Consider the following 26,068-nt stretch of genomic DNA (forward strand, 5'->3'; position numbering starts at 1 on the left):
AAACGGACAGTCCGCTAAATTTTTCCGGTTCTCCTAGGAAATGCCCCAATTGGGATCTTGGCCGAAACGCCCCAAAGGTGACGCAAGGGAAACAAAACCACGGCGAGAACCGCCCTTCGCCAGGATTAAAATCAAAAGCCTCGTTCTTTCTTGCTTGCCGGACGCTGTGACGTTGCGCCCGATCCCGCTGCGGTAACGAAGCGCGATCGGCACGTCCGATTCCCCGACTCGCGCCCGGACGGCCGCCAAACGGTATTTCTTCCCGCCGATCTCTGACGTTGCGTTGCAGATGCGCCGGACTCCGCTCCGTCGGCAGCGTAACCCTTCGTTTCGACCTGTGGCGAAGTCGGGGCACCGGGCCTGCGCTCGCCACATTTCTGAACGCATAGCTATCATGCATTTTGCGAATACCGGCCGATCGGAGGATTCCCACCCGGCCGCAGGCGGCATCGACCCCGGTTTCGAGAGGATATTCCGAATCGCGCCGGGAAAATCCGGGGCCAGACACAGCATGTCGCGCCGAGCGGCCCGGCCGGCCGGGGCAGGATGTCAGGAGATCGCGAGACTCAGGGTCGCGGGGTGCAGTCTGCCGTGACGCTGTAAAGCGTGACGCGGTGACGACCCTGCGCCACGGCCGACCGGTAAAGCGGGTCGAGGACGACCGCAGCGCCGGGGTCGACCCGGCGCAGAAGCAGGGCGCGGTTCAGGTCCCAATCGGCGAAATGGGTGATCCCGGCGGCTTTCAGATAGGTGCAGACCCGCCCCTCGCGCAGCGCCGCGGCCGCCGGACCGTTCACCACCCCGTCGAGATTGACCACCCGCAGACCCGGCGGCGCGAAATATCCAAGCGCCCCGCTTTGCAGCGCCCCAAGGGTCGCGCCCGGCGGCAGCTCGGGCAGCAGATCGCGGGCCATCTCGCCATAGCCGCTGGGGGGCGCGAAGGCATGCAGCCGCTCGGTCCCCGGATCGCTCAGCACCGGTGCGAGGCGCCAGAGCCCAAAGCCGCAAAGCGCGAGGACGGCCAGCCCCCAAAGCACACGCACCGCCAAGGGCGGGGACCGCCCGAACACCAGAGCCGCGGCCAGCACCGGCACCAGGCAATGGATCGGCGAAAAGTAGCGCTCGAAGAACCAGACCGCGCCAAGCCCCAACGTGTAGGCCAGAAAGAGCGCAAGGCAGCCCAGGGCCAGCGCCGCCGCCAGCGGCGCACAATGCCCCCGCCGAACCGCCAGCAAAGGCAGCAGGATTGCGGCCGCGACCGCGATCCCGGCCATGGGCGCCCAGCCGAAAACCGCGTCGGGCCAGACCCCGCCCAAGGCCAGCACGCCCATCGTGAAGGTCATCCATCCGTCGAACCCGTCGGCCGCCGCAAGCGTGGCCACCGCCACCCCGCTTTCGGGCAGCGGATTTCCGGTCAGCCAAAGGCAGACCCCGACCCAGGGCGCGATCACGGCAAACGCCGTCAGCGCCGCGCGCCCCGCGCCGCGCCAGCCCAGCGCGCGAACCGCCCAGATCCCCGCCGGTGCCAGCAGCACCGCCGCATCGACCCGCGCCAGCACCGCGAGCCCGGCCAGCCCCCCGATCCCGAAGAAGCGACGCATCGGTGCACCCGGCCGGGTTTCGGCCAGCACAACGGCTGTGGCCAGCAACGCCGCCGCCGCCAGCGCGGTTTCAAGCCCGTTCGGATGGGTCAGTGCAAAGACCGGACCGGTGGCCAGCACCAGCCCGACCCCGGCCGCCGCCAGACATGACCCGGTCAGCGCCAGCGCCAGCCGTGCCGCCAGCCCCGCCGCCAGTGCGGGCAGGACCGGGTCGGCGGTCAGCCGGAAGATCGGCACCAGAAGCGCCACTATCAGCGGCTGAAACCCCGTGGTCGGCACCGTCCCATCGGCCGTGGGGCCGAGACCGGCCGCGATGTTGCGCGCGATGGACAGAACATAATAGGTGTCGTCGGGAAAGACCTGCCGGTCGAGCGCGTCGGCCCCCCACAACAGCAGCGGCAGACGCAGGATCAGCGCCGCCAGGGTCACGGCCGCCAGCACCGCCCCGGCCGGGACGGCACGCGCCCCGACCCTCGGCTGCGGCATCGGCGGTGAAAGATCGGGCATCGATTGGCAGGCCACGGCAGAATTGTTCTGAGATCCGGGATAATGCCACCCCGGGGCAGCAGTCTGTCGCGATCAAGGCGAAATCCGGGCACTCCCCCCCGGCAAATCATCCTGTCCCCCCGCGCGCGTCTGCCGCAATTATCGGCATGTTCGGTTGACGCCCTGCGTAACATCGCCCAAGGTCCCGCCGCTGATCCTGAAGGAGACTCCCCGATGCAGAGACGTTCGTTCCTGTCCGCCGCAGCCGCCGCGCTGGCGCTTGGCGCCACCCCCGCTCTGGCCGCCGATCTCGACGGCATGAAGCCCGTCACCCTGCGGCTGGCCCATGTGGTGAACGAGAAGGACGCCTATCAGGTGGCCGCCGTCGCCTTCCGCGATCTGGTGGCCGAACGCAGCGGCGGCAAGATCTCGGTCGAGATCGTGCCCAATGCCACGCTCGGCGACGAACGCACCCTGCTGGAAGGCATGCAGATCGGCAGCATCGACATGGGACTGATCACCAACGGGCCGGTCGCGAACTTCGTCGAGGAAATGGCGGTGTTCGAGCTGCCCTTCCTCTTTCCCTCGCGCGAGGCCGCCTATGGGGTGCTCGACGGCGAGATCGGCCAGGAGCTGCTGGACAAGCTGGCCGATGTCAATCTCAAGGGCCTTGCCTATGCCGAGCGCGGCTTCCGCAACCTGACCAACTCCAGGCGTCCGGTGGCGACGCCCGCCGATCTCGACGGGCTGCGCATCCGCGTGATGGAGAACCCGGTCTATACCGACAGCTTCCGGGCGCTGGGCGCCAATGCCATTCCGATGGCCTGGACAGAGGCGCTGACGGCGATGCAGCAGGGCACCATCGACGGGCAGGAAAACCCGGTCGGGGTGGTCTATTCCTTCAAGCTGAACGAGACCCAGAAATACATGACCATGACCCGGCATACCTATGCGCCCGCGGTCTTCGTGATGGGCATGCCCACCTGGTCGAAACTGCCCGAGGCGGCGCAGCAGATCGTGGTCGAGGCCGCGCATGACGCGGCGGCCACCGAACGCGCCTTCAACGCCGATATGGAGGCCCAGCAGCTTGACGAACTGAAAGCCGCCGGGATGGAGGTGAACGAGACCCCCGACCTGACCGCCTTCCAGGAGGCCGTGGCGCCGGTCTACGAGAAATACGGCGAGAGGTTCGGCGACACCCTGACCCGGATCCGGGCGGAGCTGAACTGACGTGCTGAGCCTCCTCGGCCGGATCGAACGCGCGATCGGCGCCGTGCTTGCCCCCGTGATCGCGGCGGGCATGGCGGCGCTGATCGCGGTCATCACGCTGCAGATCGTGTCGCGGGTGGCCTTCACCGCGGTCGGCTGGACCGAGGAGGTCGCGCGGTTCCTTCTGATCGGGCTGACCTTTCTGGGCGCGGCGCTGGCCTGGCAGCGGCACCGCCATATCGCGGTCGGCGTGCTGGTCGAGCGGCTGCCCGACCCGGCCCGGCGCGCCGCGACCGCGCTGGCCCTGGTCATCGCCGTGGCCTTCCTGATCAGCCTGGCCTGGATCGGCCAGACCTACATGACGATGCAGAGCTTCCAGAAATCGGCCGCGCTGCGGCTGCCCATGAGCTATGTCTACGCGATCATCCCCGTCAGCGCGGGTCTGATGGCCTGGCTGGCCGCGACCGATCTGATGCGGCTTGTGCTGACCGGCGCCCTTCCCGACGCCGGGGAGCCGGTGGAATGAGCCTGCTTCTCTTCGGCCTGTTCTTTCTGTTCATGATCCTCGGCCTGCCGGTCGCGCTGGCCATCGGCGGCGCGACCATGGTCGCGATGCAGGCCGGCGGCGTGCCGCTTCTGGTGCTGCCGCAACAGATGTTTTCCGGCATCAACTCCTTCGCGCTGGTCGCGGTGCCGATGTTCATCCTCGCAGGCGACATCATGGCCGAGGGCAAGGTCAGCGCCCGGCTGGTGGCGCTGGCCGATGCGATGATCGGCTTTCTCAAAGGCGGCCTGTCCATCGTCTCGGTGCTGGCGGCGATGTTCTTCGCCGCGATCTCGGGCTCGGGCGCGGCGACGACGGCGGCGGTCAGCTCGACGCTGGTGCCCGAGCTTACCCGCAAGGGCTATGACCCGGCCTCGGCCGCCAGCCTGATCGCGGCGGGCGGCACCATCGGCGTGGTGATCCCGCCCTCGGTGCCGATGATCATCTATGCGGTGATCGCGCAGGAATCCGTGTCGGCGTTGTTTCTGAGCGGCTTTCTGCCCGGCATCGCCATGGGCACGGGGCTGATGGTCGTGGCCCTGGTGCAGGGCCACCGGCGGGCCTATCCCAAGGGCGCCCCCTTCTCGCTGAGAACCATCGCGCGCAGCTTCGTCTCGGCCTTCTGGGGGCTTATGACCCCGGTCATCATCCTGGGCGGCATCTTTTCGGGCCTCTTCACGCCCTCCGAGGCGGCGGTGATCGCGGTCAATTACGCGATCTTCGTCTCGCTCTTCGTCTATCGCGACATGGGGCTGAAGGACATCTACCGGCTGCTGATCCGCTCGGGCGTGACCACGGCCGTCATCATGTTCGTGATCTCGGCCTCGGCCGCGCTCAGCTGGGCCTTGTCGAACTGGCAGGTGCCCGCGCAGATCGGGGCGCTGGTGCTGTCGGTCTCGGACAATCCGACGATCGTGCTGGCAATGATGCTGGTCCTAATCCTCGTCACCGGCATCTTCGTCGAGACCGCCTCGGCGTTGATCATCCTGACGCCGCTGCTGTTGCCGCTGGCGCTGCAACTCGGGGTGGATCCGGTGCATTTCGGGGTGATCCTGGTCGTCGGTCTGGCCATCGGCATGATCACGCCCCCGGTCGCGATCAATCTTTATGTCGCCTCCTCGGTCACCGGGCTGGGGCTCGAGCGCATCGCCAAGGCGGTGCTGCCCTATCTGGCGGTGCTGGTCGCGGTCCTGATCCTCGTGACCTATCTGCCGCTGCTTCCGGGCTGACGGCCTCGCGCGGCGGGCGGTCAGGCCCGCCGCCGCAGCTTTTCCGTCGCATAGGCCAGGAACCCGGCCTCGTCGACAGGCCGGGAAAACAGGTAGCCCTGCAGCACCTGACAGCCCAGCCCCCGCAGGATCCGCACCTGATCGGGCGTCTCGACCCCCTCGGCCACGGTGCCGATCCCCAGCGCCTCGGCGATCTCGACGATGGCGCGCACCAGATTGCGCGAGCGCAGGTCGCTTGCCACCGGCGCCACGATGCGGCGGTCGATCTTCAGCGAGGAGGGCGCGATCTCGAGCAGCCCGATGATCGAGGCATGGCCCGACCCGAAATCGTCGATCTCGATGTCGATCCCGGCCTCGCGCACGGCGGCCAGATGGGTGCGGAAGGCATCGCTTTCCTCTTCGACCAGGATCGATTCCAGCAACTCGAAGGTCACCTTGGTGTCCTCGCTGCGCATCGCCCGCGCGGCCGAGACCACGTCGGGGTCGTGCATCCGGCCAGAACTGACATTGAAGCTGATCTTGGGCAGATGCAGCCCCGCCGCGCGCCAGCGGTCCAGCGCCTGACGGGATTTCTCCATCATCAGGCGGTCGATCTCGGGCACCAGCCGCAGCTGCTGGGCCACATGCATGAAAGCCGAGGGCGCCAGCACGCCCTTCGTCGGATGGCGCCAGCGCAGAAGCGTCTCGGCCCCGACCAGACGGTTCTCCATCGCGCAGACCTGGGGCTGGAAGAACGGCACGAATTCGTCGCGCTCCAGCGCCTCGTGGATCTCGGCCGCCAGCCGCCGGTCGCGCAGGATCGTGTCGTGCAGCGCCCGGGTGAAGAACTGCATCCGGCTGCGGCCGCTGGCCTTGGCGCGATAAAGCGCGGCATCGGCGAAAAGCTGGATGTCGCTGTCGGGGCCGCAGATGTCGTCGCACTGGGCGATCCCGAAGCTGGCGCCGAACCGGCAGGGGCGCCCGCGATACAGCATCGGTTCGGCCAGCCGGGCCTGCACCCGTTCGACCACATCCTGCGCATGGCGCCGCGTCACGCCCGGCGCCAGCAGGATGGCGAATTCGTCGCCCCCGATCCGCGCGGCGAAATCGGCCCCCCGGATCGCACCGCGCAACACCTCGGCCACCCGGATCAGCACCTGGTCCCCGGCCTCATGGCCCAGGGTGTCGTTGACATATTTGAAATGGTCGAGGTCGATGCGGATCAACACGCAATCGCGCGGCCCGCCCGCACCCGCCTCGGCCAGACGCTCGGCCAGAACCCGGTCGTAGAACCGCCGGTTCGGCAGGGCAGTCAACCCGTCATGCAGCGCCTGCCGCTCGTTCTCGATCCGCATCTTCTCGGCCAAGCCGTGGGCGCGGCGCAGGTCGGCTTCGCGTTCGACATCGGCGGTCACGTCGTAAAGCGCGCCGCGCCAGGTCACGACCCCGTCCGGCCCCTTGCGCGGGGTCGCCGAGGCATCGAGCCAGCGCATGCCCCGGATCGGATGGAAGATCCGGAACCGCTGGCGCCGAAGCGCGAGGGTCTGCGAGGTGGTTTCGATATTGGCCAGGAACTGGGGCAGGTCGTCGGGATGGATGCGCTCCAGGATATGCGTCTGCAGCCGCTGATCGTCGCCGCCGGAAAACCCCATCAGGTCGTTGAAATGCGCGCGGGTATAAGTGAAGTTCAACCCGCCCATGGGCGCGCGCTGCGCCTCGTAAAGCCCGACCGGCGCAATCTCGGCGATCGAGGCCAGACGGTCCATCGCATCATGCGCCTCGGCCGTGGCCCGCGCCGCCCGGCGTTCCATCTCGAGCCGCTCGGTGATGTCGATCATGTAGCCGTACCACATCGCCCCGTCGGCCGAGCGGAGCGGACTGGCCGAACACAGAAGCCAGATCGTCCCCTTCTGCGGATGCTCGACGCGGAACTTGACCTCGGCCCGGGCGCCCGTCTCCAGCGACTGGGCGAAGGCGTCCCCGACCACGGCCTCGTCCTCGGGCGCGACATGGCGGAACGCCTTGCCGACACTCTTGCGCAGATCGGCTCCGGTGACCCCCATGAGGTCGGGCAATCGCGAGGTGAAATAGGGAAAGCGCATCTTGCCATCGAACGTCTGCCGCAGCGAGAACAACGCCCCGGGAGAGTTCTCGGCCAGCGTCGTCAGCCCCTCATGCGCGAAGCGTTGGGCCTCTGACGCCTTGGCCGCCCGCCGCTCTGCCGCGATTTCGTCGGTGATATCCAGCACGCTGCAGCGCCACAGCACCGAACCGTCGGGCAGCGCCGTCGGCAGGGACGATCCCCGATACCAGCGCAGTCCCCGCTCGGGGTGCCGCAGCCGGAAGCGCACCGACGCCGGGCACAGATCCTCGGCCGACCGCCGGGCCTGTTCGCGCAGCGCGGCCATGTCGTCGCGATGGATCCAGCGGAACCCGGCGCGCACGTCCCGCGCAAGATCTTCGGCCGGGACGCCGGACAGATCGGCCAGCCTGGCGCTGAAATAGGGGGCGCTCAGCCTGCCCCCCGGATCGCGCCGAAGCTCGAAAAGCGCGACCGGCGCATTGTCGGCCAGCGCGTTCAGCCGTTCGCTGGCATCGCGCGCGGCCTCCGCCAGCCCGGCGGCACGGATCTCGTCCTGCTTGCGGTCGGTGACGTCGACGAGGCTGCCGCAGAGGATCGCCGGACGGTCCCCGGTCGCCGCCGCGAAAAGTTGCCCGGTGGCCGCGAACCAGCGATAGCCGCCTCCCTTGCAGCGGAGCCGGTGATCGAAACCGAACCGGTCGATCTCGCCCCGGACCGCTGCCTCGAGCTGGCCGAGGATGCTCGCGCGGTCCTCGGGATGGATGCGCTCGACGCAGCTTTGCACATCCAGAGGAATTTCGCCGGGTTCATAGCCCAGGACCCGGGAATACTCGGCCGTGGCCCGGATCTCGGTCGCGGGCAGTTCCGCATACCATTGCCCGATTCCCGCCGAGGCGGCCGCCACCTGAAGGATATCGGCCTGCTCCGGAACGCAGGCGCCGGACCGGACGGGCGCCACCGGTCCGGTGTCGCGGTCCGGGCGCCCCTCGCCTTTGGCCGCGGGCCTTTGGCTGGCAGGCCCGTCGGATGGAATGGCCCGGTTGCGAAAGCGGCCGATCAGGGTCTCGAACTGGGTGGACGAGGATGCCGGTTCGGGCTGAGGTTTCCCGCGCGGCCCGATACCGAGGCCGTTCACTTGTTCCTTTGGCACGACACTGGTCCTCGCACTGTCGGTGGGCCCAAGGCGCGGAAAAGCCGCTCCGAGCGATCGGCACACGGTAGGGTTGCAAACGTGCTGCGGAATTACGGCATTTGCGAGGCCGTCGCCTGTGCGCTGCAAGGCTCTTCCGGGCCGAAAAGCCGTTCCGCCGGACCGGCGGGCGACAACCCTGCACAAATCGCTTAAATACCAAGTGCTTGATTGCCCACGCTCTGCCCGGAAAGGGCCGCGCGCCCCGGTCCGGCAAATGTGATTGCGGGCACGGACGTTGCGGCACTTCGGCGGCGGCCATGGACCGCAAGAACGCCGGGGGTCGAAACGGCAAAACGGGGCGGCCTTGTGCCGCCCCGTCCCGGTCCCGCACCCTTTCGGCGGATCAGATCAGGAAGTCGCTGTCGCTGAGCACGCCGATATCGACTCGCGCCAGCTGGATGTCGACCGTTGCGAAGTCGAACAGCACATCGCGGCCGCTCTGGGTCATGTGGGCGGCCACGTCGGCCCAGCCCGACAGCCCCGAGACAGCCGTCAGGTCGAGCCGGTCGATCCCGGCCCGGAAGTCCATCACCAGATCGACGCCGTCGCCATCCGCGAAGACGAAAAGATCGGCATCGGCGCCGCCGGTCAGCCGGTCGTTGCCCGCCCCGCCCAGAAGCGTGTCCGCCCCGGCGCCGCCGGCCAGAAGGTCGTCCCCCGCATCGCCCGACAGGCTGTCGGCGCCGCGCCCGCCATAGATCCGGTCGTTGCCGCCCCCGCCATGGACGGTGTCGCCGTCGCCGGCCAGATCCCGGCTGCCGTTGAAGCTGTCATCGCCGTCGCCAAGGCGCACGAGGTCGCGGCCGCCCGTGTCGCCCACCCGGTCGTTGCCCGCGCCGCCATCGACGCTGTCGTTGCCCGCCCCGAGCTGGATCGAATCGTTCCCGTCTCCGCCCGAGACGGTATCGCCCTGGCTGCGGCTGTCGCCGGTCGCGGTATAACGGTCATTGCCCGCGCCCAGATCGACCAGATCGTTGCCGCCGCTGTCGGTGACGCTGTCATTGCCCGCACCGCCCGTCAGCGTGTCATTGCCGAGGCCACCCGACAAAAGACCACCCGCATCGCTGGCCTGAAGCAGATCATCGCCCGCCTCGCCGTAAAGCGCGTCGCGGCCGCCAAGGCTGATCAACCGGTCGTCGCCCGCCCCGCCATAGACCCGGTCCATCCCGGCATCGGCGCTGTCGGTGAAGGTGTCGTCGCCTCCGTCCAGCCGGATCTGGTCGTTGCCCGCCCCGCCCAGCACGGTATCGTCGCCCGCGCCGCCGGTGATCGTGTCATTGTCGGCGCCGCCGTCGATCAGATCGGCCCCGGCCCCGCCCAGGATCACATCGCGCCCGGCCTCACCGTAAAAGCTGTTCAACCCGGCCGTGCCGAAGATCCGGTCGTCGCCGGTGCCGCCGCGCACCGTGTCGCCGCCCGCGGCGCCGGTCTCGGCGGTGTCGACGAAAATATCGGCGCCCTCGCCAAGATCGACGCTGTCCCGCCCGGCCCCGGCATCGACCCGGTCGTTGCCCGCGCCCGCCGCGATGGTATCGGCCATGGCGCTGCCATTCAGCACATCGGCGCCAGCGGTGCCCGTGATCGTTCCCGACACGGCAAGGCCGTCATTGCCCGAGCCCGCAAAGCGGAAGGACGACGCCCCGAGCGTCGCCAGAGCGGTCCCGCGCAGCAGGAGCGTCCCGTCCGAGGTGGTCAGCAGCGTACCGGTCCGCAATTGCGTGGCACCGGTCATCAGCGTGCTCCAGTCCGCGACCGCACCGACCGCGGACAGGTCGATCACATCCCCCGCGCGCAGGTCCATGATCGTGTCGGTGCCGAAGCCCGCGCCCAGCACGAAGACGTCGTTGCCGCCGCCACCGGTCATCGTGTCGTTGCCCGCACCGCCCGCCAGCGTATCGGCACCGCCACCGCCGGACAGCACGTCATTGCCCGCATCGCCCGACAGGCTGTCATTGCCGGTGCTGCCGATGATCCGGTCGTGGCCCTCGCCTCCGCTGACCGTGTCGCCCATCGCCGCGGTGTCGCCGGTGGCCGAATAGCGGTCGTTGCCCGCGCCCAGATCGACGCTGTCATTGCCGCCGGTATCGGAGATGCTGTCATCGCCCGCGCCGCCCGACAGGCTGTCATCGCCCTTGCCCCCCTGCAGCGCGTCATTGCCGCCGCCGCCCGTGACGGTGTCGTTGCCGGCGCCTGCGCTCACCCGGTCGTTCCCGGCGCCGCCGTCGATCAGGTCGTTGCCATTGCTGGTGGTGATGGTGTCGTTGCCGTCGCCGCCGCTGACGGTATCGGCCATGCCGGGGCTGTCGCCGCGGCCCAGATAGCGGTCATTGCCCGCGCCCAGATCGACCAGATCTGCGCCGCCATCATCGGTCACGTTGTCCATCCCGGCGCCGCCGGTGATGGTATCGTTGCCGGTTCCGCCGGACAGCACGCTGCCCGCATTGCCGGCGGTCAGCACGTCGTCGCCAGCCTCGCCATAGAACAGGTCGCGCCCGCCCTGCGACACCAGCCGGTCGTTGCCCGCCCCGCCATAGACACGGTCGGCGCCGATATCGGTGCCATCGACGAAAACGTCGTCGCCAGACTCGAGATAGACGATGTCGTTGCCGAGCCCGCCGGTCACCGTGTCATTGCCCGAATTCGCACGGATGGTATCCGCCCCGGCAAGCCCGTCGATCAGGTCGTCGCCGGTCGTTCCCTGGAGGACGTCCCTCGCCTCGGTGCCAGAGATCTGGGTCGCCGAACTGCCGCCCGCCCCACCGCTGCCCGACCCGCTACCGCCCGACCCGCTACCGCCCGATCCGCTACCCGATCCACCGCCCGATCCGCCGCCCGATCCGTCCGACAGCAGGAAGTTGGCGACGGTCAGGGCGCCAAGTGTGACCCCCTGCAACAGCACGCTGCCTTCGGTCGTGGCGATGGTGACGCCCGAAGCCGACTGCGCCATCAGCGCGACCAGATCCGTCCAGCTGGCCGCCCCCGGGATCGTGGTAAAGTCGATCCGGTCGACCGAAGCGAAATCGGTGATCCGGTCATCGCCGAACCCGGCGAAGAAGCGGAAAAGATCCGCCCCGGCCCCGCCGGTCATGCTGTCGTTTCCGGCACCTCCGATCAAAACGTCGTCGCCCGCCCCGCCGTCAAGCGTGTCGTTGCCCGACCCGGTCGAGATCGTGTTGGCGGCCGTATTGCCGGTCACCCGGTCGGCCCCGGCGCCAGTCGTGACGTTTTCGATCACCGTGCCCGCGGCGATCATCATGTTGCCGGTCCAGCCCAGCGCGTCCGAGGTCCTGCCTGCGGTCAGGTCGATCCGGTTGCTTGCCGCCCAATGCGAGAAATCGACCAGATCGGTGCCGCCGCTGTCGGACAGCACGAAGGTAACCGGCTGGATCCCGGTCCGTCCGAGCGTGTCGAGCGCCCCGCCCGCGGTCGAGTTGCGCCCGTAGACGGTGTCGCCCGCATGCACCGCGGCCGGGGCGCCATAAAGCGTCTGCACCGCGTGGGCATCGGCAATCATCGGGGTCAGGGTGAAGGCGGTCGTGGCGGCCACATATGTATTCTCGCCCTGCGAGAAATAGGACATGACGCTGGTCTGCCAGCTGTCATTGGCATAAAGCGCGTCGCGGGAATAGCTGGCCGAGCCGTTGTAATTGCCGGTATGGCCCAGCCCCAGCGCGTGCCCGATCTCGTGCAGATAGGTCTGATAGCTGTAGCTGTCGAAGCCGGTCCCGTAGGTGCTGACCCAGCTGCGGGCCACGTTCACGGTGGTGCTGCTGATCGCGTTGCCCGAGACATAGGTCTGGGAATAGGCGCCCGAGCTGTTGTTGACGAAGGACATCCGCGCGCCCGAAGACACCTCGGTGAAGCCGATGTTTGCCGCCTCGCTCCAGGCGTCCAGCGCGGTGCGGGCCAGCGCCCGCTCGGACGCGTTCATGCTCGACCCGAAAGAATAGGTGACGGTGTGATCGGACCCCGAGAACTGCCAGGACCGCGCGGGCTGGCCGGCCGCGGACCAGTAGCCGGTCAGAAGCTGGTTGGCGATCTGCTGGGTGGAATAGATCGGACGCGCCATGGCCTGTCTCCTCGTTCTGGTCCGGGGCGCAGCCCGTCGGGTGGCGCCGCTCCGAAATTGCCGGGGTGGGGCGACCCGTGCGGCTGCGCCCCCAGGGCTGCGGCATGCAACGCAAAAACGGACGAAATAAGGTCCCCTAAAGGAAAGGACCGCCGAAGCGGGGCAAATCCGCGGCAAACGCGCACAGGCCGCGCGGACCGGAACCGGCAGGCGGATGCGGCGCCGCCCCGGCGGAACCGGCGGAAATCCCGCAGGATTTGCTGAAGGGTCGCGCCCGCAGCCCGCCGCCGGATGCGCCTGAAAACGACCCACCATGTCGCAAATTGGCATTCTTCGGTTGGCAGAGAAGGCGATTTCCCCTAAACCCGGCCCCGGTTGCGATGCTTGGTTTTCGAATACATGCCGACAAGGCGGGGGTCCGCGTCCCGCCGTCCGGCCGTCGCCTCGCAGCGCGCGGGGCCGTCTGTCGGCGGCCCGACCCCCATCGCAGCCCTGCCGCCGCGGCCTCCGACCCGTCCTTCCCGGCGACAGACAAAGTCCTTTCACCTTTCAAGACGGAGCATCCGATGAAACGAGCAACAGCCCTTGGCGCCCTTCTGGCCGGACTGGCCCTGCCCGCAATGGCGCAGGCCGAGTGCGGCGAGGTGTCGATCGCCGAGATGAACTGGGCCTCGGCCTCGGTCGTGACCAATGTCGAGAAATTCCTGATGGAGCAGGGCTATGGCTGCACGGTCAAGGTCGTGCCCTCTGACACCGTGCCTGCGGTGACCTCGATCGCCGAGAACGGCGAGCCCGACACCGTGTCGGAGATGTGGGTCAACTCGACCGGCGAGGTCTATTCCAAGCTCAAGGACCAGGGCAAGATCGAGGAACTGGGCAAGGTGCTCGATCCCGGCGGGGTCGAGGGCTGGTGGATCCCCGACTATCTGGCCGAGGAACATCCCGAACTGACCACCATCGAGGGCGTCCTGGCCCATCCCGACTGGGTCGGCGGCACCTTCAACAACTGCCCCGACGGCTGGGGCTGCCGGGTCGTGAACGACAACCTGATCCCGGCCTTCGACCTTGAAGGCCATGGCATCGAGGTCTTCAACCACGGCTCGGGCGAGACGCTGGCCACCTCGATGGCGTCGGCCTACGAGAAGAAGGAACCCTGGTTCGGCTATTACTGGGCGCCGACCGCGGTGCTGGGCAAGTACAACATGGTGTCGGTCGATCTCGGCCCCTATGACGAGGCCGCCCACGAGGCCAACCAGACCCCCGACACTCCCGACCCGAAACCCTCGGCCTTCCCGGCCGCACCGGTGCTGACCGTCGTCACCGCCGATTTCGCCGACCGCGAACCCGAGGTCGCCGAGATGCTGCGCAAGGTCAGCTTCGACGTCGACGACATGAGCGCGGTCATCGCCTGGATGGACGAGAACAACGCCTCGCCCGAGGAAGGCGCGGTCTACTTCCTGACCCAGCACAAGGATGTCTGGTCGGCCTGGCTCGACGATGCGGCACGCGAAAAACTGGCGGCCCTGCTGGACCAGTAAAGACAACAGGCGGAATTCGGGCGGGCCTGTCCCCGGCGGGCCCGTCCTTTCTGTTCCCGACGGGCCGGACCGGCCCGTCTCAAGGAGACCCGAACGGATGGCAAGCTACGATTTTCTCTTCGACGGGCTGGGCCTGCGCGCCTGGTGCGACGGTGGCGCCTCGGCGGCCCCGATGTCGATGGCCGACCTCCTGGGCCAGGCCCGCGGGGCGGCGGCGCCAGCCCCCTCGCTCTGGGACTTTCCCTTTCCCTCGATGAACGCGCTCAACCGCGCCTGCCCGGCCTTTCCGCAGGCGCGCGAACTGACCAAGGGGCTGGAAGACGGCTTCCTGTCGATCAAGGACGGGCTCAGCATCGTGCTCGACCCGCTGACCCAGCCGCTCAGCTGGGCGCTGGAAGGCGCGCTGTGGCTGTTCCAGACCTCGCCCTGGTGGATCATGATCCCGCTGATCCTCTTGGTCGTGCGCCTGGTCACCCGGTCCTGGGGGCTGGTGGCCTTCGTCGCCGCCTGCATCGGCTTTCTGGCCTTCATCAACCATTACGACTACGCGATGCAGACGCTGGCGATCATCTTCGTCTGCGCCTTCATCTGCGTGCTGCTGGGGGTGCCCATCGGCATCGCCATGTCGCGCAGCGACACGTTCCAGCGGATCGCGATCCCGATCCTCGACATGCTGCAGACCCTGCCACCCTTCGTCTACCTGATCCCGCTGATCTTCCTGTTCTCGGTGACCGAGCCCAAGCTTTACGGCATCGCGGTGATCGTCTACGCCATCGTGCCGGTGGTCCGGCTGACCAATCTGGGCATCCGGCTGGTCGACAAGGAGGTGATCGAGGCCGCCGACGCCTTCGGCATGACCCGCCGCCAGAAGCTTTGGGGGGTGCAGATCCCGCTGGCACTGCCCAACATCATGGCGGGCGTCAACCAGACCATCATGATGAGCCTCGCGATGGTCGTGATCGCCTCGATGGTCTCGGCCCCGGGTCTGGGCGTGCTGGTGCTGCGCGGCATCCGCAATCTCGAACTGGGCGTCGGCCTCGTCTCGGGGCTGGGGATCGTGCTCTTGGCGGTGATCCTCGACCGGGTCACCAAGGCGGCACTGGCCCGCGTGAACACGGCGCAGAAACAGTGAGGACCCCCAGATGAGCGACGATGTGAAAATCTCGATCCGGAACCTCTACAAGATCTTCGGCGCCGACCCGCAATCGGTCCTGCCGCTGGCGCGGTCGGGGATGGACAAGGCCGAGCTGCTGGAAGCCCACCGCCATGTGCTGGGGCTGAGGGACATCAATGTCGACATGAAGGCCGGGCAGATGACGGTCATCATGGGTCTGTCGGGATCGGGCAAATCGACCCTGATCCGGCATATCAACCGGCTGATCGAGCCCACCTCGGGCGAGGTCGTTGTCAATGGCGAGGACGTGCTGGCCTATAACGACGCCCGGCTGCGCGAGCTGCGCCGGGTGAACATGTCGATGGTGTTCCAGAAATTCGCCCTGCTGCCGCACCGGACCGTGCTGGAGAACGCGGGCACACCGCTCGAGGTCCGGGGCGTGCCGCGCGAGCAATGGGAGGACGAGGCGCGCAAGTGGCTCGACCGCGTGGGTCTGGAAGGTCAGGGCAACCAGTTCCCGCATCAGCTGTCGGGCGGCATGCAGCAGCGGGTCGGCATCGCGCGCGCCCTGACCTCGAATGCCGACATCATGCTGATGGACGAGGCGTTTTCGGCGCTCGACCCGCTGATCCGCACCGATATGCAGGATCTGCTGCTGGAGCTGCAGGCCGAGTTGCACAAGACCGTGGTCTTCATCACCCACGATCTGGACGAGGCGCTGAAGCTGGCCGATCACCTGGTGATCCTGAAGGATGGCGAGATCGTGCAGCAGGGCGAGCCGCAGCATATCCTGATGCATCCGAACGATCCCTACATCGTCGACTTCATCTCGGACATCAATCGCGCCCGGGTGCTGCGGGTGCGGTCGGTGATGACCCGGACCGAGGCGGCGCCCGAAGGCGTCGCGGGCGATGTCGAGGCCGATGCCAATCTGGAATCGGTCATCGCGCTGTCGGGTGGCGACACGTCGCTGCGCTATCGCGTGGTGCGGGACGGCCGGCAGGTCGGGCTTCTGTCGGTCAAGGATCTGGTGCGCGCGCTGGTGCCGACGGCTGCCTCGGGCGAGGGCATCCGCGCCCGGGCGGGCTGAACCCGCCCCGCGACGCCCTGCCAGCGGTTGGCCTGGCGGGGCGGAGCGCCAGCTAGTCCAGAACCTTGCCCTCGGGCCAGGTCAGGCGATGGCTGAGCGCCACCTCGCGCGTGGCGCCCGGCGCAAGGTCGAAGCGCCACTCCAGCAGCCCGCGCCGACCCTCGACATCGGTCCCGGTCGGGGCGGGATCGGCCTGCCAGACGATTTTCAGATCTTCCTGTTCCGAATAGGGCACCCGGTCCAGAAGCCGCACCGGCCAGCTTTCGCCCGTGAGGTTCTCGACCTCGATCCTGACCGCCTCGGACTGTTCGTTGCTCCGCTTCAGGACCCCCCGGTCGCCCTCGTTCCGATCCAGCACGGTGCGGGTCAGCCGCAGCCCGTCGATGGGACCGAAAGGCAGGTCGGCCTCGGCCCCCGCCGGGATCAGCCCGATCGCCTGCTGACCGACGAAGCGGCCGTCGAGATAGGCCATCGCCTCGGAACTCGGCAGCAGGATCTCACCCGTCTCGTTGACGAGCGAGGCCACCAGATAGGCGCTGTCGTCGAATTCGGGAACCGCCTCGGCCACAAGCTCGACCGGCATCGCCAGATCGCCCAACGACAGGCGCAGGTTGTCGGCGCCGGTCGCAATGTCGACGGCAGCCGGGTAGTCATAGCTGACCGCAAGCCCGTCGAACTCGGCAACCGCGATCACCGGCGCGGCCCCGGCGGGGGCTGCGTCCATTTCGGCCATCTGCGGCGCGGCGAGGACCGCGCGCGACCGGACCGCCAGATCCGAGGGCTCGAAAGCCGCCACCGGGTCCGAGATCCGGCGCAAGAGCGGCCAGAGATCGCTCGGGGCCGTCTGGCCGCCGGGCCGCGCCGTCGACAGGCTCAGCGCGACCTGCGACCAGGTCTCGCCCGTTTCCTGCGCCACCAGCGCGCCGCGCTCGACGGTCAGCACGCGGGCCGCGCGGTCCAGCCGAAGATCGTAGACCGGCCTCCAGCGGGCGGCCTCGACGGTATAGCTGACCGTGACCTCGCCCTGGACCGGCGCGCCCTCGGGGCCGGTGACGGTGATCGCCAGCATCGCGCGCGCGGCATCCTCGGGCACCAGCGCCGCCAGCGCCTGTTCGGCCTCGGCCAGCGCCGCGCGCAGCGGCGTCAGCCCGCGTTCGGCGGCGTCGGCGCGGCCCCGGGCGGCGATGGCATCCGCCAGCGCCCCTTCGGTCTCGGTCCCGATCATCCGGGCGAGCGCGCGCAGATCCTCGACGGTCATCGCCGCCTCGCCCTGACCGAGCCGCCCGAGAAAGGCCGCGCGCGCCTCGGCCCCCTGTGCCTCGGCGCGGGTGCGGGAAATGTCGGCCTCGGCGGCCTCAAGCGCCTGGCGGCGGCGTTCGACCTCGGCCTCGGCGGCCTCGATCTCGGGCGACTTGCCCGCGCCGCGCGGCAGGACGAAATCGCGCCGCGCCGAAACACTGCCAAGGCTCGCGCCCTCGACCGCGACCCGGACCGACCCCAGCGGCGTGGTCGCGGGCAAATCGGCCAGAATCAGGCGATGGGCTCCGGCCGGAAGATCGAACGCGGCACTCCGCGTCACCGCCGCGCCATCGGGAAACAGGGTCACCGCGCTGACCCGGCTGGGGATCAGCAGATCGTCGGCCCAGACCGGAAGGGGGGTCAGGATCAGGCAAAGGGCAAAGGCTCGCATCGTATCGCTCCGAAGACTGCGGGTCTGGCGCGAGACTGCGGCAAGGGCCGGTGGGCTGCAAGCGGAACGCGAGAAACCGCATGGCGTCGCGCGCAGCGAGAGACATGGGGACGGAGAATGGCAAGGGCCGACGCGGCGCCCGCGGCCCCCTGATGACGCATGACCGGGACCGCAGGATGGTTGGGGATCGCGATATGCCCGAGGGCTGGCGCCCCGGATCACCGCCTGGCCGGGGCTCCGCCCGTTCGCGGTTCAAACGCTCCACCGGAGCGTCTGCCGGGGCGGACGCCCCGGATCGCCGCCTTGCCGGGGCTCCGCCCGTTCGCGGCTCAAACGCTCCACCGGAGCGTTTGCCGGGGCGGACGCCCCGGATCGCCGCCTTGCCGGGGCTCCGCCCGTTCGCGGCTCAAACGCTCCACTGGAGCGTTTGCCGGGGCGGACGCCCCGGATCGCCGCTCACCCCTTCTTCAGCACGCGTTGGCCGAGCAGTTCGGCGATCTGTACCGCGTTCAGCGCGGCGCCCTTGCGCAGGTTGTCCGAAACGCACCAGAGGTTCAGCCCGTTCTCGATGGTCGAGTCCTGCCGGATCCGGCTGATATAGGTCGCGAATTCGCCCACGCATTCGACCGGGGTCACGTAGCCGCCGGCCTCGCGCTTGTCGACGACCATGATCCCCGGCGCCTCGCGCAGGATGTCGCGCGCCTCGTCCTCGTCGAGGAAATCCTCGAACTCGATGTTGATCGATTCCGAATGGCCGACGAAGACCGGCACCCGGACGCAGGTCGCGGTGACCTTGATCGACGTGTCGACGATCTTCTTGGTTTCGGCGACCATCTTCCACTCTTCCTTGGTGGACCCGTCATCGAGGAAGACGTCGATATGCGGGATCACGTTGAAGGCGATCTGCTTGGGGTAGACCGACGGCGCCACTTCCTGACCCGGCACATACATGCCCTTGGTCTGGTTCCAAAGCTCGTCCATCGCCTCCTTGCCCGAACCCGACACCGACTGGTAGGTCGAGACGACGACGCGCTTGATCTTCGCGCGGTCGTGCAGGGGCTTGAGCGCCACCACCATCTGCGCGGTCGAGCAGTTGGGGTTGGCGATGATGTTCCGCTTGGCATAGCCCATGATCGCATCGGCATTCACCTCGGGCACGATCAGCGGGATGTCCGGGTCGTAGCGGTAGAGCGAGCTGTTGTCGATCACCACGCAGCCGGCCTTGGCGGCCTTGGGGGCATATTCCTTGGTCGCCTCCGAGCCGATGGCGAACAGCGCCATGTCCCAGCCCGCGAAGTCGAAATGTTCCAGATCCTGGGTCTTGACGGTCTTGTCGCCAAAGCTGCATTCGGTGCCGAGCGAGCGGCGCGAGGCAAGCGCCGCGATCTCGTCCACCGGAAACTCGCGCTCGGCGAGGATGTTCAGCATTTCGCGGCCCACGTTCCCCGTGGCGCCGACGACGGCGACCTTGTAGCCCATATCTGGCTCCCTTAAGGCAAGTCGGATTTCAGTCCGGGGAGCCATACAGGAAAGCCCGCGCGGGTGAAAGGCCCGTTCAGGGACGCGCCGCCGCCAGCACCCGCGCCAGCGCCCCGGGATCGATCCGGACGCCGTCGGGGCCCTCTTCGATCTTCGGATAATAGACCCGGTCGAGATAGGTCATGAAGGCCGCCCTGAGCGCCGGGTCGAAGCCCAGATCCGCGGGCGCGCGCAGCACCGCGGCCAGCGCGGCCTCGTCGCGGGCGGGGACGGTCAGCCCGGGGATGGCGAAGAAAGCCTCGCCCAGCACGATCACCGGCTTGTCGTGAAAGAAGGCCTGCAGCCCCATCGACGAGTTGATGGTGATGACCCCTCGCGAGGCCGCAAGCTGGGCAAAGCTGTCGGTCGCGTTGTCGATCATCAGCCGCCCGCCCGCCTTTGCCGTCGCCTCGGCCAGCGGCGCGGCCAGCGAGGTCCGGGCCGAGGGATGCTCCTTGATCCGGATATGCCAGCCCTCGGGCAGCGCGGCCGAGGCCCGGGCCAGCGCCGCGATCATGCCCTCGACCGACCGCACCCAGCCCGCGAACAGCGTGATCTGGCTGTCATTGGGCACTTGCAGCGGGCAGAACAGGAACGGCCCGGCGCCGTCCAGCGCCCCGGCGCCGCCCTGCCCGACATCGGCCCGGCGCGAGGCGCGCGCCACCAGCCCCTGCCCCAGCGCGCGCCAGTCCTCGCCCTGCCGCGACGGGTCCTCGGCCGCCCAGTCGAGATAGAAGCGCGGCTCGCGCGGCAGCCCGTTCCGGGCGTTCACCCCCACGGGGTCAAGCGTCACCCGGCCGGGAAACGGCGCCAGTTCGGCAAAGATCCGACCCGCCCCCGCGTCGCGGGCACCCTCCATGAAGGCGCGGCGCGACCCGGTCAACCCGTTCCAGCAGACCGCGATCCGGTCTGGATGGCGGGCGAAATAGCGCCGCGACCAGTTGTATTGCGTGGCGATCAGCGCCCGTTTCAGCACCCGGCCAAGGCGGCCCTTCGGCTGGCGCTTGGCCACGGCCAGCGCCTCGGCGGTGCGGGCGCGGGTTTCGGGAAAGCCCCGAAACGACAGCCCGATCAGCGCCAGCCGATGGCCGCCCCCGGCCGCGGCGCCGATGGCGCGAAAGATCGCGTCCTTGCGTCGGGTCCAGCCGGCCAGATAGGCGATCATCTGCCGCGTCCCGGCCCGGCGCATCTGTCGGCTGTCATCGGATGTCCCCTTTGCGGTTCTCGCCCCGGGCATAGCCCAGCTCTGACGCGACCGCAAAGAGGCTGCGGGGCACGCCCTGCTCCGGTGCGGGTCAGCGGGCGAAACAGCGGGGGCGCTGGCCGAAGCCCGAGGCCGAGCAGATATGCGAGCCCTGACCCTGGCGCCGGTCCAGCGCGAGCGCGGTGGCCTTGCGTTCGGACTTGCTGGCCTGCGACGGCTTCGGCGCCGGGTCGAGCCAGCGCATGACCGAGGCGCCGACGACGGCCTTGTTCTGCGCGAAACCTTCGGCCGCGGCAGGCCCGGACAGGCCCGCAAGCGCGACCCCGAGCGCGACGATCGGCCCGGCCGATATGCGGCCCGCCAAAGGCAGGCAAACTGTTTTCTTGCGATCCGGCATGACTCGTTCCCCTCGCCGTCCTGCACCCACACGTCCCTTGCCGGCCAAACCGTCCCGGACAGAGACGCGTGCGCTCCGGACGGACGGCCCCATGGCAATGACGGTCCCACGGATGCCAACGAGGCTATCCGGTAAACGGTTCCTTTCTGTGGCCATCGGGAGGCAAAGGGGAGACCCAAACGGCGCCACCGCCGCCCCGGGGCGCGCGCGGCGCGCCGGGGCCGGGCCGGATGCGCAGGATTCCGCCGAAAACGATTCCGGAACAGGCAGTTGGAGGTCGGCCTCAGGGGGCGAGGATGCGTTCGCCGACCTTCCAGTCAGGCAGACCGAAATCGTCGGGCCAGGGATAGACCTCGACCTGGTTGAAATAGACCACGGCCACCAGGTTGGGGAATTCGGGATAGATCTGGCGGACCTCCGAGGTCCATTTGGCGACATATGCCTCGCGGCCCGAAAAGCCCAGCTCGGCCACGACGACCGGCTTGTTGAACCGCTCGACCCGGGCATAGCGCGGCGCCAGGATCGACTGGAAGGACTGTTCCTCGCCGAGAATGGCGGTTTCCCAGGGCTGCAGCCCGAAGACCGACAGGCCGACGATGTCGACATAGTCGTCGCCCGGATAATAGGCATCGAGCGCCTCGTAGCCCAGCGGCGACCACATATAGGCCACTTTCGGGGCGTTCTCGCGGCAGACATCGACCATCCGGCGATAGGCGGCCTTGTAGGTCTCGGGGTCCCAGTTCGACCAGATGAACTGGCCGCTGTCGTCTTCCATCTCCTGCGCCCAGCGCACGGTGACCGGGCTTTCGAAGAGGTTCAGCACCGCGCAGATCGAGGCCATGTAGCGGTCGTAGTCGCCCGAGGCGATGCCCTCCTGCAGGGCTTCGGGGGTGTTGCGTTCGGACCGGTTCCAGGTCCAGGGCTCGATCGTGGCCAGGACCGACCGGTTCCGCGCCCGGGCATAGGCGTCGGCCTCGATCAGGCTGGGCAGGAACACGTCTTCCCAGGGAAGGAAGAGATGCTCGATCGACACTTCGGGATCGTCGGCGAATGCGCCGTCGGGGTCGTAGACGCCGAAGGGCATTTCGCCCGGAGGGGCCTCGATCGGTTCGGCCGGTGCGGCGGCCGCCAGGCCGAGCGCGGCGACCAGACCGAGGGCGAAGGCGGTGTCACATCTCATTTGCGAAGGTCCTCATGGGCGCCAGAGATCCGGGTCGCGCCCGAAATCCAGCACATAGTGCAGCTTCTTGCGGCCCCCCTGCCCCGCCCCGGACACGACATACTGTGCCGAGGTGACATGAAACGGGCCAAGACCGACAGTCAGGAAATGCAGACTCTGCACTCCCCGGACCCAGACCGCCCCGGCGCTCATCCCGACCAGAAGCGACAGCATCGCGACATGGAGCCCGAAATCCCGCCACCGCGTCCTCAGCCGAAGCCCGTTCTCGGTCAGGTGATGCACCATGACGGCCGCAACGAGCCCGGTATAGATCGCCCCGTTGAAAAGCGACAGAAGGTAAAAGCCCGCAGCCTCCTCGACATGGGGCAACAGCAGGACCGGCCCCAGCCCCAGCGCCGCGATGCCCAGATAGGGCGCCAGCAGCCGGACCGGCAGCCGCGCCTCGGCCGCAGCCCCCTTCGGCGTGATCCGGTAATCGACGAAGCCGCCGAAGATCCGGTCGCGCAGCGCCATCAGCGTGCCCCAGGCGGCCCAGGGCCATTGCGCACAGGGAAAGAGCATGCGTTCCCAGCTGAACACGGGCGTCCCGGCCGGGCGGTACAGCCCGTCGCGGCGCAGCATCGTCCCGATCGCCAGAAACACCGCCAGCGTCGGCAGGGCATGACCCAGGAAGGCCGGATAGGTGACCCCGGCAAAGCGCATGTCGAAGATCAGCGCCGCCGCCAGGATCAGCGTCCCGGTCGCCATGAAGGCCACCTGCGCGGGATAGATGCTTTGGGTGAAGAGAAACAGCAGCCTCAGCCGGGGCGGCAGGTCCTTCAGATAGCGCGGCGTATAGCGCAGCAGGATCGTCACGAGGCTGCGCGACCACTGGAATTCCTGGGTCAGCATGTCGGCGAAACTGGCCGGCCCCGCGCCGATCGCGATGGCGTCGATGGCATGGACCCCGCGCCAGCCCCCGGCATTCATCAGCATCGAGGTGGAATGGTCCTCGGCCAGTTCGGGGCCAAGCCCGCCGATCTGCCTCAACGCCCGGGTCCGGACCGCATAATGCGAGCCGATGCACAACGGCGCCCAGCCGTTCGAATATCCCGCCTGCAACACGCCGTGAAACGCCGCCTCGGCATGAAGCCGGGCCCGCGCCGACCAGCTGTCGGCGGCGTTCGAGGAACAGATCGAGGGCGCGCTGACATAGCCCACGCGCGGGTCGAGGAAGGGGCGCAGCATCTCGCGCAGATAGCCCGGCTGCGGCACGTGATCGGCGTCAAGCTGGGCCACGAAATCGTAGCGGTCATAGCCGTGGCTGTCGTAGAAGAAGGCAAGGTTGCCCTCCTTGCAGCGGGTGCGGCGCGGCCAGTCGGGGCGGTGATAGTCGGCCCGGCCCTTTCGGGTCGAGACCTGCACGCCATGCGCCGCGCACCAGGCCAGCGTCTCGGGGGCGGGGTCCTCGTCGGCCAGCCAGGTATCGTGCGGCCAGTCCTGGGCCAGCATCGCGCTCAGCGTCTCGCGCAGGATCTCGAAGGGTTCCGAGGGGCTTTTCGTCACCACCATGGCGACGCGGGCGCCCGCCAGCCCGGCCAGATCGCCCACAGGCCGCCGGGCCTGCAGCAGGAAGGCCAGGAAATAGGCCTGGAGGAAGGTCAGCCAGCCCAGCAGCCCCGAGCAGATCGCAAAGCGGAGGCCGCCGATATCATGCGCGGGCTGCAGCCACCAGGACCAGAAGAAGACGGCAGCGCCCAGCCAGGCCAGCGCCGCCAGCCGGTAGCGCCAGCGTTGGCCGCGGGAGAACAGCGACACCAGAAACGGCCCGCCCGGATCGGCCCCGGGCGGCAGCCCCGCCAGTCCCGCGTCAGGCCATCCCGGCATCGGTCACGTCCAGTCCCAAGGCCAGCGCCGCATCGCGCAGGATGCCGTCGAGATCGCGGTGCCGGGCCTCGAAGCCCAGCGCTGCGCGCGCCCGCGACGGATCGGCCACCAGCGCGGGCGGATCGCCCGGTCGGCGTGGCCGTTCCGCGACCGGCACCGGGCGGCCGATGACCCGCTCGACCGCCGCCAGCACCTCGCGGATCGAGTGCCCGCGCCCGGTGCCCAGATTGACCTGCAGATCGCCGCCGCCGCCTTCCAGGTGCCGCAGCGCCAGCAGATGACCCTCGGCCAGATCGCAGACATGGATGTAGTCGCGGATGCAGGTGCCGTCGGGCGTCGGATAATCGGTGCCGAAAAGATCAAGCGCGGGACCGCGCCCGGCCGCCGCGACCAGCGCCAGCGGCAGCAGATGGGTTTCGGGGTCGTGACGTTCTGACAGCCCGGCCGCCGGGTCGGCGCCGCAGGCGTTGAAATAGCGCAGCGCGACATGGCGCAGCCCGTGGGCGCGGCCGAAATCGGCCAGCATCTGCTCGCCGATCAGCTTGGTCCGGCCATAGGGGTTGATCGGGGCCTGCGGCGTCGCCTCGGTGATCGGCAGCGCCTCGGGCAAACCGTAGCTCGCGCAGCTCGAACTGAAGATCACGCGGTCGAGCCCGGTTTCGCGACACGCGCACAGCAGCCCGGTCATGCCGCCGACATTGTTGTCGTAGTAGAAACCCGGATCGCGCATCGACTGGCCGACATAGGCGGCGGCCGCGAAATGGATGACCGCGACCGGCGCATGGGCGCGGATCGCGCGGATCAGCGCCGCGCGGTCGCGGGTATCGCCCTCGACCAGCGGTCCCCAGCGCACCGCGTCGGCATGGCCGGTGCTGAGATTGTCGAAGGCTACGGGAAGGTATCCGGCGTCGGACAGGCGCCGGCATGTATGGCTTCCGATATAGCCCGCCCCGCCGGTGACGAGAACGGGACCTGGCGTTGACACTCTGGGTCAGACTCCGGCCACGTTTTGATGCATCACCTCTGCAAAATAGGGGATGGTCCGGTCAAGCCCTTCCTCAAGAGGAATCGTCGGCCCCCAGCCCAGAACCCGCTCGGCCAGCGCGATATCGGGCCGCCTGCGGCGCGGATCGTCGCCCGGCAGCGTCCGGAACGCCACTTTCGACCGCGAGCCGGTCTTGGCCAGCACCAGCTCGGCCAGCGCCAGCACCGTGAACTCGCCGGGATTGCCCAGATTGACCGGCCCCTTCACCGTCGCGGGCGAGGCCATCAGCCGGACCAGCCCGCCGACCAGATCGTCGACATAGCAAAACGACCGGGTCTGACGGCCCGAGCCATAGACGGTCAGCGGCGTTCCGGCCAGCGCCTGCACGATGAAGTTCGACACCACACGCCCGTCATCGGGGCGCATCCGCGGACCATAGGTGTTGAAGATCCGCGCCACCCGGATATCGACGCCGCGATCCTCGCGATAGAGATGAAACAGCGTCTCGGCGCCGCGCTTGCCCTCGTCATAGCAGGCGCGCGGGCCGATCATGTTGACATTGCCCCAATAGGTTTCCGACTGCGGGCTGAGCATGGGATCGCCATAGACCTCGGAGGTCGAGGCCTGCAGGATGCGCGCGCCCTTGGCCTCGGCCAGATCCAGAAGGTTCATCGCGCCCAGCACGCTGGTGCGGAAGGTATGGATCGGATCGCGTTCGTATTGCGGCGGCGAGGCCGGGCAGGCAAGGTTGTAGATCTCGTCGATCGGCCCGTCGATGCAGAGCCGGTCGGTCACGTCATGCCGGATGAACCGGAATCCGCGCCGCTGCATCAGATGCGAGATATTGTCGAGCCGACCGGTCTGAAGGTTGTCCACGCAGATCACCTGCGCCTCGCCCTCGACCAGCCTGTCGCAGAGATGCGAGCCAAGGAACCCTGCGCCTCCGGTCACCAGAACCGTCTTGCCACTCATGACCACGCTCCACTCAAACCGGAGAGACTTTCTTTACCATCGCGTTCTACGCGCCCACGATGGTGGCAATAAAGAAAGTTTTCGCCTTTTCTTTGACGTCTGTTTTACCTGCCGTTTATTCG

General features: G+C 68.4%; 17 protein-coding genes. 6 read left to right on the top strand and 11 right to left on the bottom strand.

Going from position 1 to position 26,068, the window contains the following annotated elements; translation table 11 throughout:
• Positions 1-566: 566 nt before the first annotated feature.
• A complete protein-coding gene (locus EV657_RS15880; RefSeq protein ID WP_134078815.1) occupies positions 567-2,108 on the bottom strand; it encodes a hypothetical protein in 1,542 nt (513 codons plus the stop codon).
• Positions 2,109-2,321: 213 nt separating this feature from the next.
• Between EV657_RS15880 and EV657_RS15885 the strand changes: the two genes are divergently transcribed.
• Genes EV657_RS15885 through EV657_RS15895 form a run of 3 tightly spaced genes read left to right on the top strand, consistent with a single transcriptional unit; the run spans position 2,322 to position 5,069 of the window.
• Positions 2,322-3,317, top strand: a complete 996-nt coding sequence (locus EV657_RS15885) for a TRAP transporter substrate-binding protein (protein WP_075787317.1) — start codon at positions 2,322-2,324, stop codon at positions 3,315-3,317.
• Position 3,318: 1 nt separating this feature from the next.
• Positions 3,319-3,822 carry a TRAP transporter small permease gene (locus EV657_RS15890; RefSeq protein ID WP_075787318.1) on the top strand — a complete coding sequence of 168 codons (504 nt, stop codon included), beginning with the start codon at positions 3,319-3,321 and terminating at the stop codon, positions 3,820-3,822.
• Positions 3,819-5,069, top strand: a complete 1,251-nt coding sequence (locus EV657_RS15895; RefSeq protein ID WP_134078816.1) for a TRAP transporter large permease — start codon at positions 3,819-3,821, stop codon at positions 5,067-5,069. Before EV657_RS15890 ends, EV657_RS15895 begins: the two co-directional genes overlap by 4 nt.
• A 20-nt stretch (positions 5,070-5,089) precedes the next feature.
• Here EV657_RS15895 and EV657_RS15900 read toward each other — a convergent pair whose 3' ends face one another.
• Entirely contained in the window at positions 5,090-8,281 is a 3,192-nt protein-coding gene (locus EV657_RS15900) for a GGDEF and EAL domain-containing protein (RefSeq protein ID WP_134078818.1), read from the bottom strand.
• A gap of 385 nt (positions 8,282-8,666) precedes the next feature.
• Positions 8,667-12,392 carry a M10 family metallopeptidase C-terminal domain-containing protein gene (locus EV657_RS15905; RefSeq protein ID WP_166673719.1) on the bottom strand — a complete coding sequence of 1,242 codons (3,726 nt, stop codon included), beginning with the start codon at positions 12,390-12,392 and terminating at the stop codon, positions 8,667-8,669.
• A 566-nt stretch (positions 12,393-12,958) separates the two neighbouring features.
• Between EV657_RS15905 and EV657_RS15910 the strand changes: the two genes are divergently transcribed.
• The 3 genes from EV657_RS15910 to EV657_RS15920 all read left to right on the top strand — a co-directional run bounded on the left by EV657_RS15910 (position 12,959) and on the right by EV657_RS15920 (position 16,134).
• Complete coding sequence (locus EV657_RS15910; protein ID WP_134078821.1) at positions 12,959-13,930, top strand: ABC transporter substrate-binding protein; 972 nt, start codon at positions 12,959-12,961, stop codon at positions 13,928-13,930.
• A 97-nt stretch (positions 13,931-14,027) separates the two neighbouring features.
• Positions 14,028-15,062 carry an ABC transporter permease gene (locus tag EV657_RS15915; protein ID WP_075787323.1) on the top strand — a complete coding sequence of 345 codons (1,035 nt, stop codon included), beginning with the start codon at positions 14,028-14,030 and terminating at the stop codon, positions 15,060-15,062.
• Between the two features lie 10 nt (positions 15,063-15,072).
• Positions 15,073-16,134 carry a quaternary amine ABC transporter ATP-binding protein gene (locus EV657_RS15920; RefSeq protein WP_113669959.1) on the top strand — a complete coding sequence of 354 codons (1,062 nt, stop codon included), beginning with the start codon at positions 15,073-15,075 and terminating at the stop codon, positions 16,132-16,134.
• A 52-nt stretch (positions 16,135-16,186) separates the two neighbouring features.
• Here EV657_RS15920 and EV657_RS15925 read toward each other — a convergent pair whose 3' ends face one another.
• From EV657_RS15925 to EV657_RS15960, 8 genes are all read right to left on the bottom strand, one after another.
• Positions 16,187-17,824, bottom strand: coding sequence for a DUF4139 domain-containing protein (locus EV657_RS15925; protein WP_134078823.1), 1,638 nt, complete (start codon positions 17,822-17,824; stop codon positions 16,187-16,189).
• Positions 17,825-18,280: 456 nt separating this feature from the next.
• Positions 18,281-19,303, bottom strand: coding sequence for an aspartate-semialdehyde dehydrogenase (locus EV657_RS15930; protein WP_134078825.1), 1,023 nt, complete (start codon positions 19,301-19,303; stop codon positions 18,281-18,283).
• A 76-nt stretch (positions 19,304-19,379) separates the two neighbouring features.
• Positions 19,380-20,507, bottom strand: a complete 1,128-nt coding sequence (locus EV657_RS15935; RefSeq protein WP_113670001.1) for a capsular polysaccharide export protein, LipB/KpsS family — start codon at positions 20,505-20,507, stop codon at positions 19,380-19,382.
• Between the two features lie 130 nt (positions 20,508-20,637).
• Positions 20,638-20,943 carry a hypothetical protein gene (locus EV657_RS15940; RefSeq protein ID WP_134078826.1) on the bottom strand — a complete coding sequence of 102 codons (306 nt, stop codon included), beginning with the start codon at positions 20,941-20,943 and terminating at the stop codon, positions 20,638-20,640.
• Positions 20,944-21,226: 283 nt separating this feature from the next.
• Positions 21,227-22,123, bottom strand: coding sequence for a glycoside hydrolase family 26 protein (locus EV657_RS15945; RefSeq protein WP_134078828.1), 897 nt, complete (start codon positions 22,121-22,123; stop codon positions 21,227-21,229).
• A gap of 12 nt (positions 22,124-22,135) precedes the next feature.
• Positions 22,136-23,989, bottom strand: coding sequence for a glycosyltransferase family 2 protein (locus EV657_RS15950; RefSeq protein WP_134078829.1), 1,854 nt, complete (start codon positions 23,987-23,989; stop codon positions 22,136-22,138).
• Positions 23,973-24,974, bottom strand: a complete 1,002-nt coding sequence (galE, locus tag EV657_RS15955; RefSeq protein ID WP_134078831.1) for a UDP-glucose 4-epimerase GalE — start codon at positions 24,972-24,974, stop codon at positions 23,973-23,975. Before galE ends, EV657_RS15950 begins: the two co-directional genes overlap by 17 nt.
• Positions 24,975-24,980: 6 nt before the next feature.
• Positions 24,981-25,946, bottom strand: a complete 966-nt coding sequence (locus EV657_RS15960; protein WP_113669964.1) for a UDP-glucuronic acid decarboxylase family protein — start codon at positions 25,944-25,946, stop codon at positions 24,981-24,983.
• Between the last annotated feature and the right edge of the window lie 122 nt (positions 25,947-26,068).

This window comes from Rhodovulum visakhapatnamense, from assembly GCF_004365965.1.
GTDB classification, from domain to species: domain Bacteria; phylum Pseudomonadota; class Alphaproteobacteria; order Rhodobacterales; family Rhodobacteraceae; genus Rhodovulum; species Rhodovulum visakhapatnamense.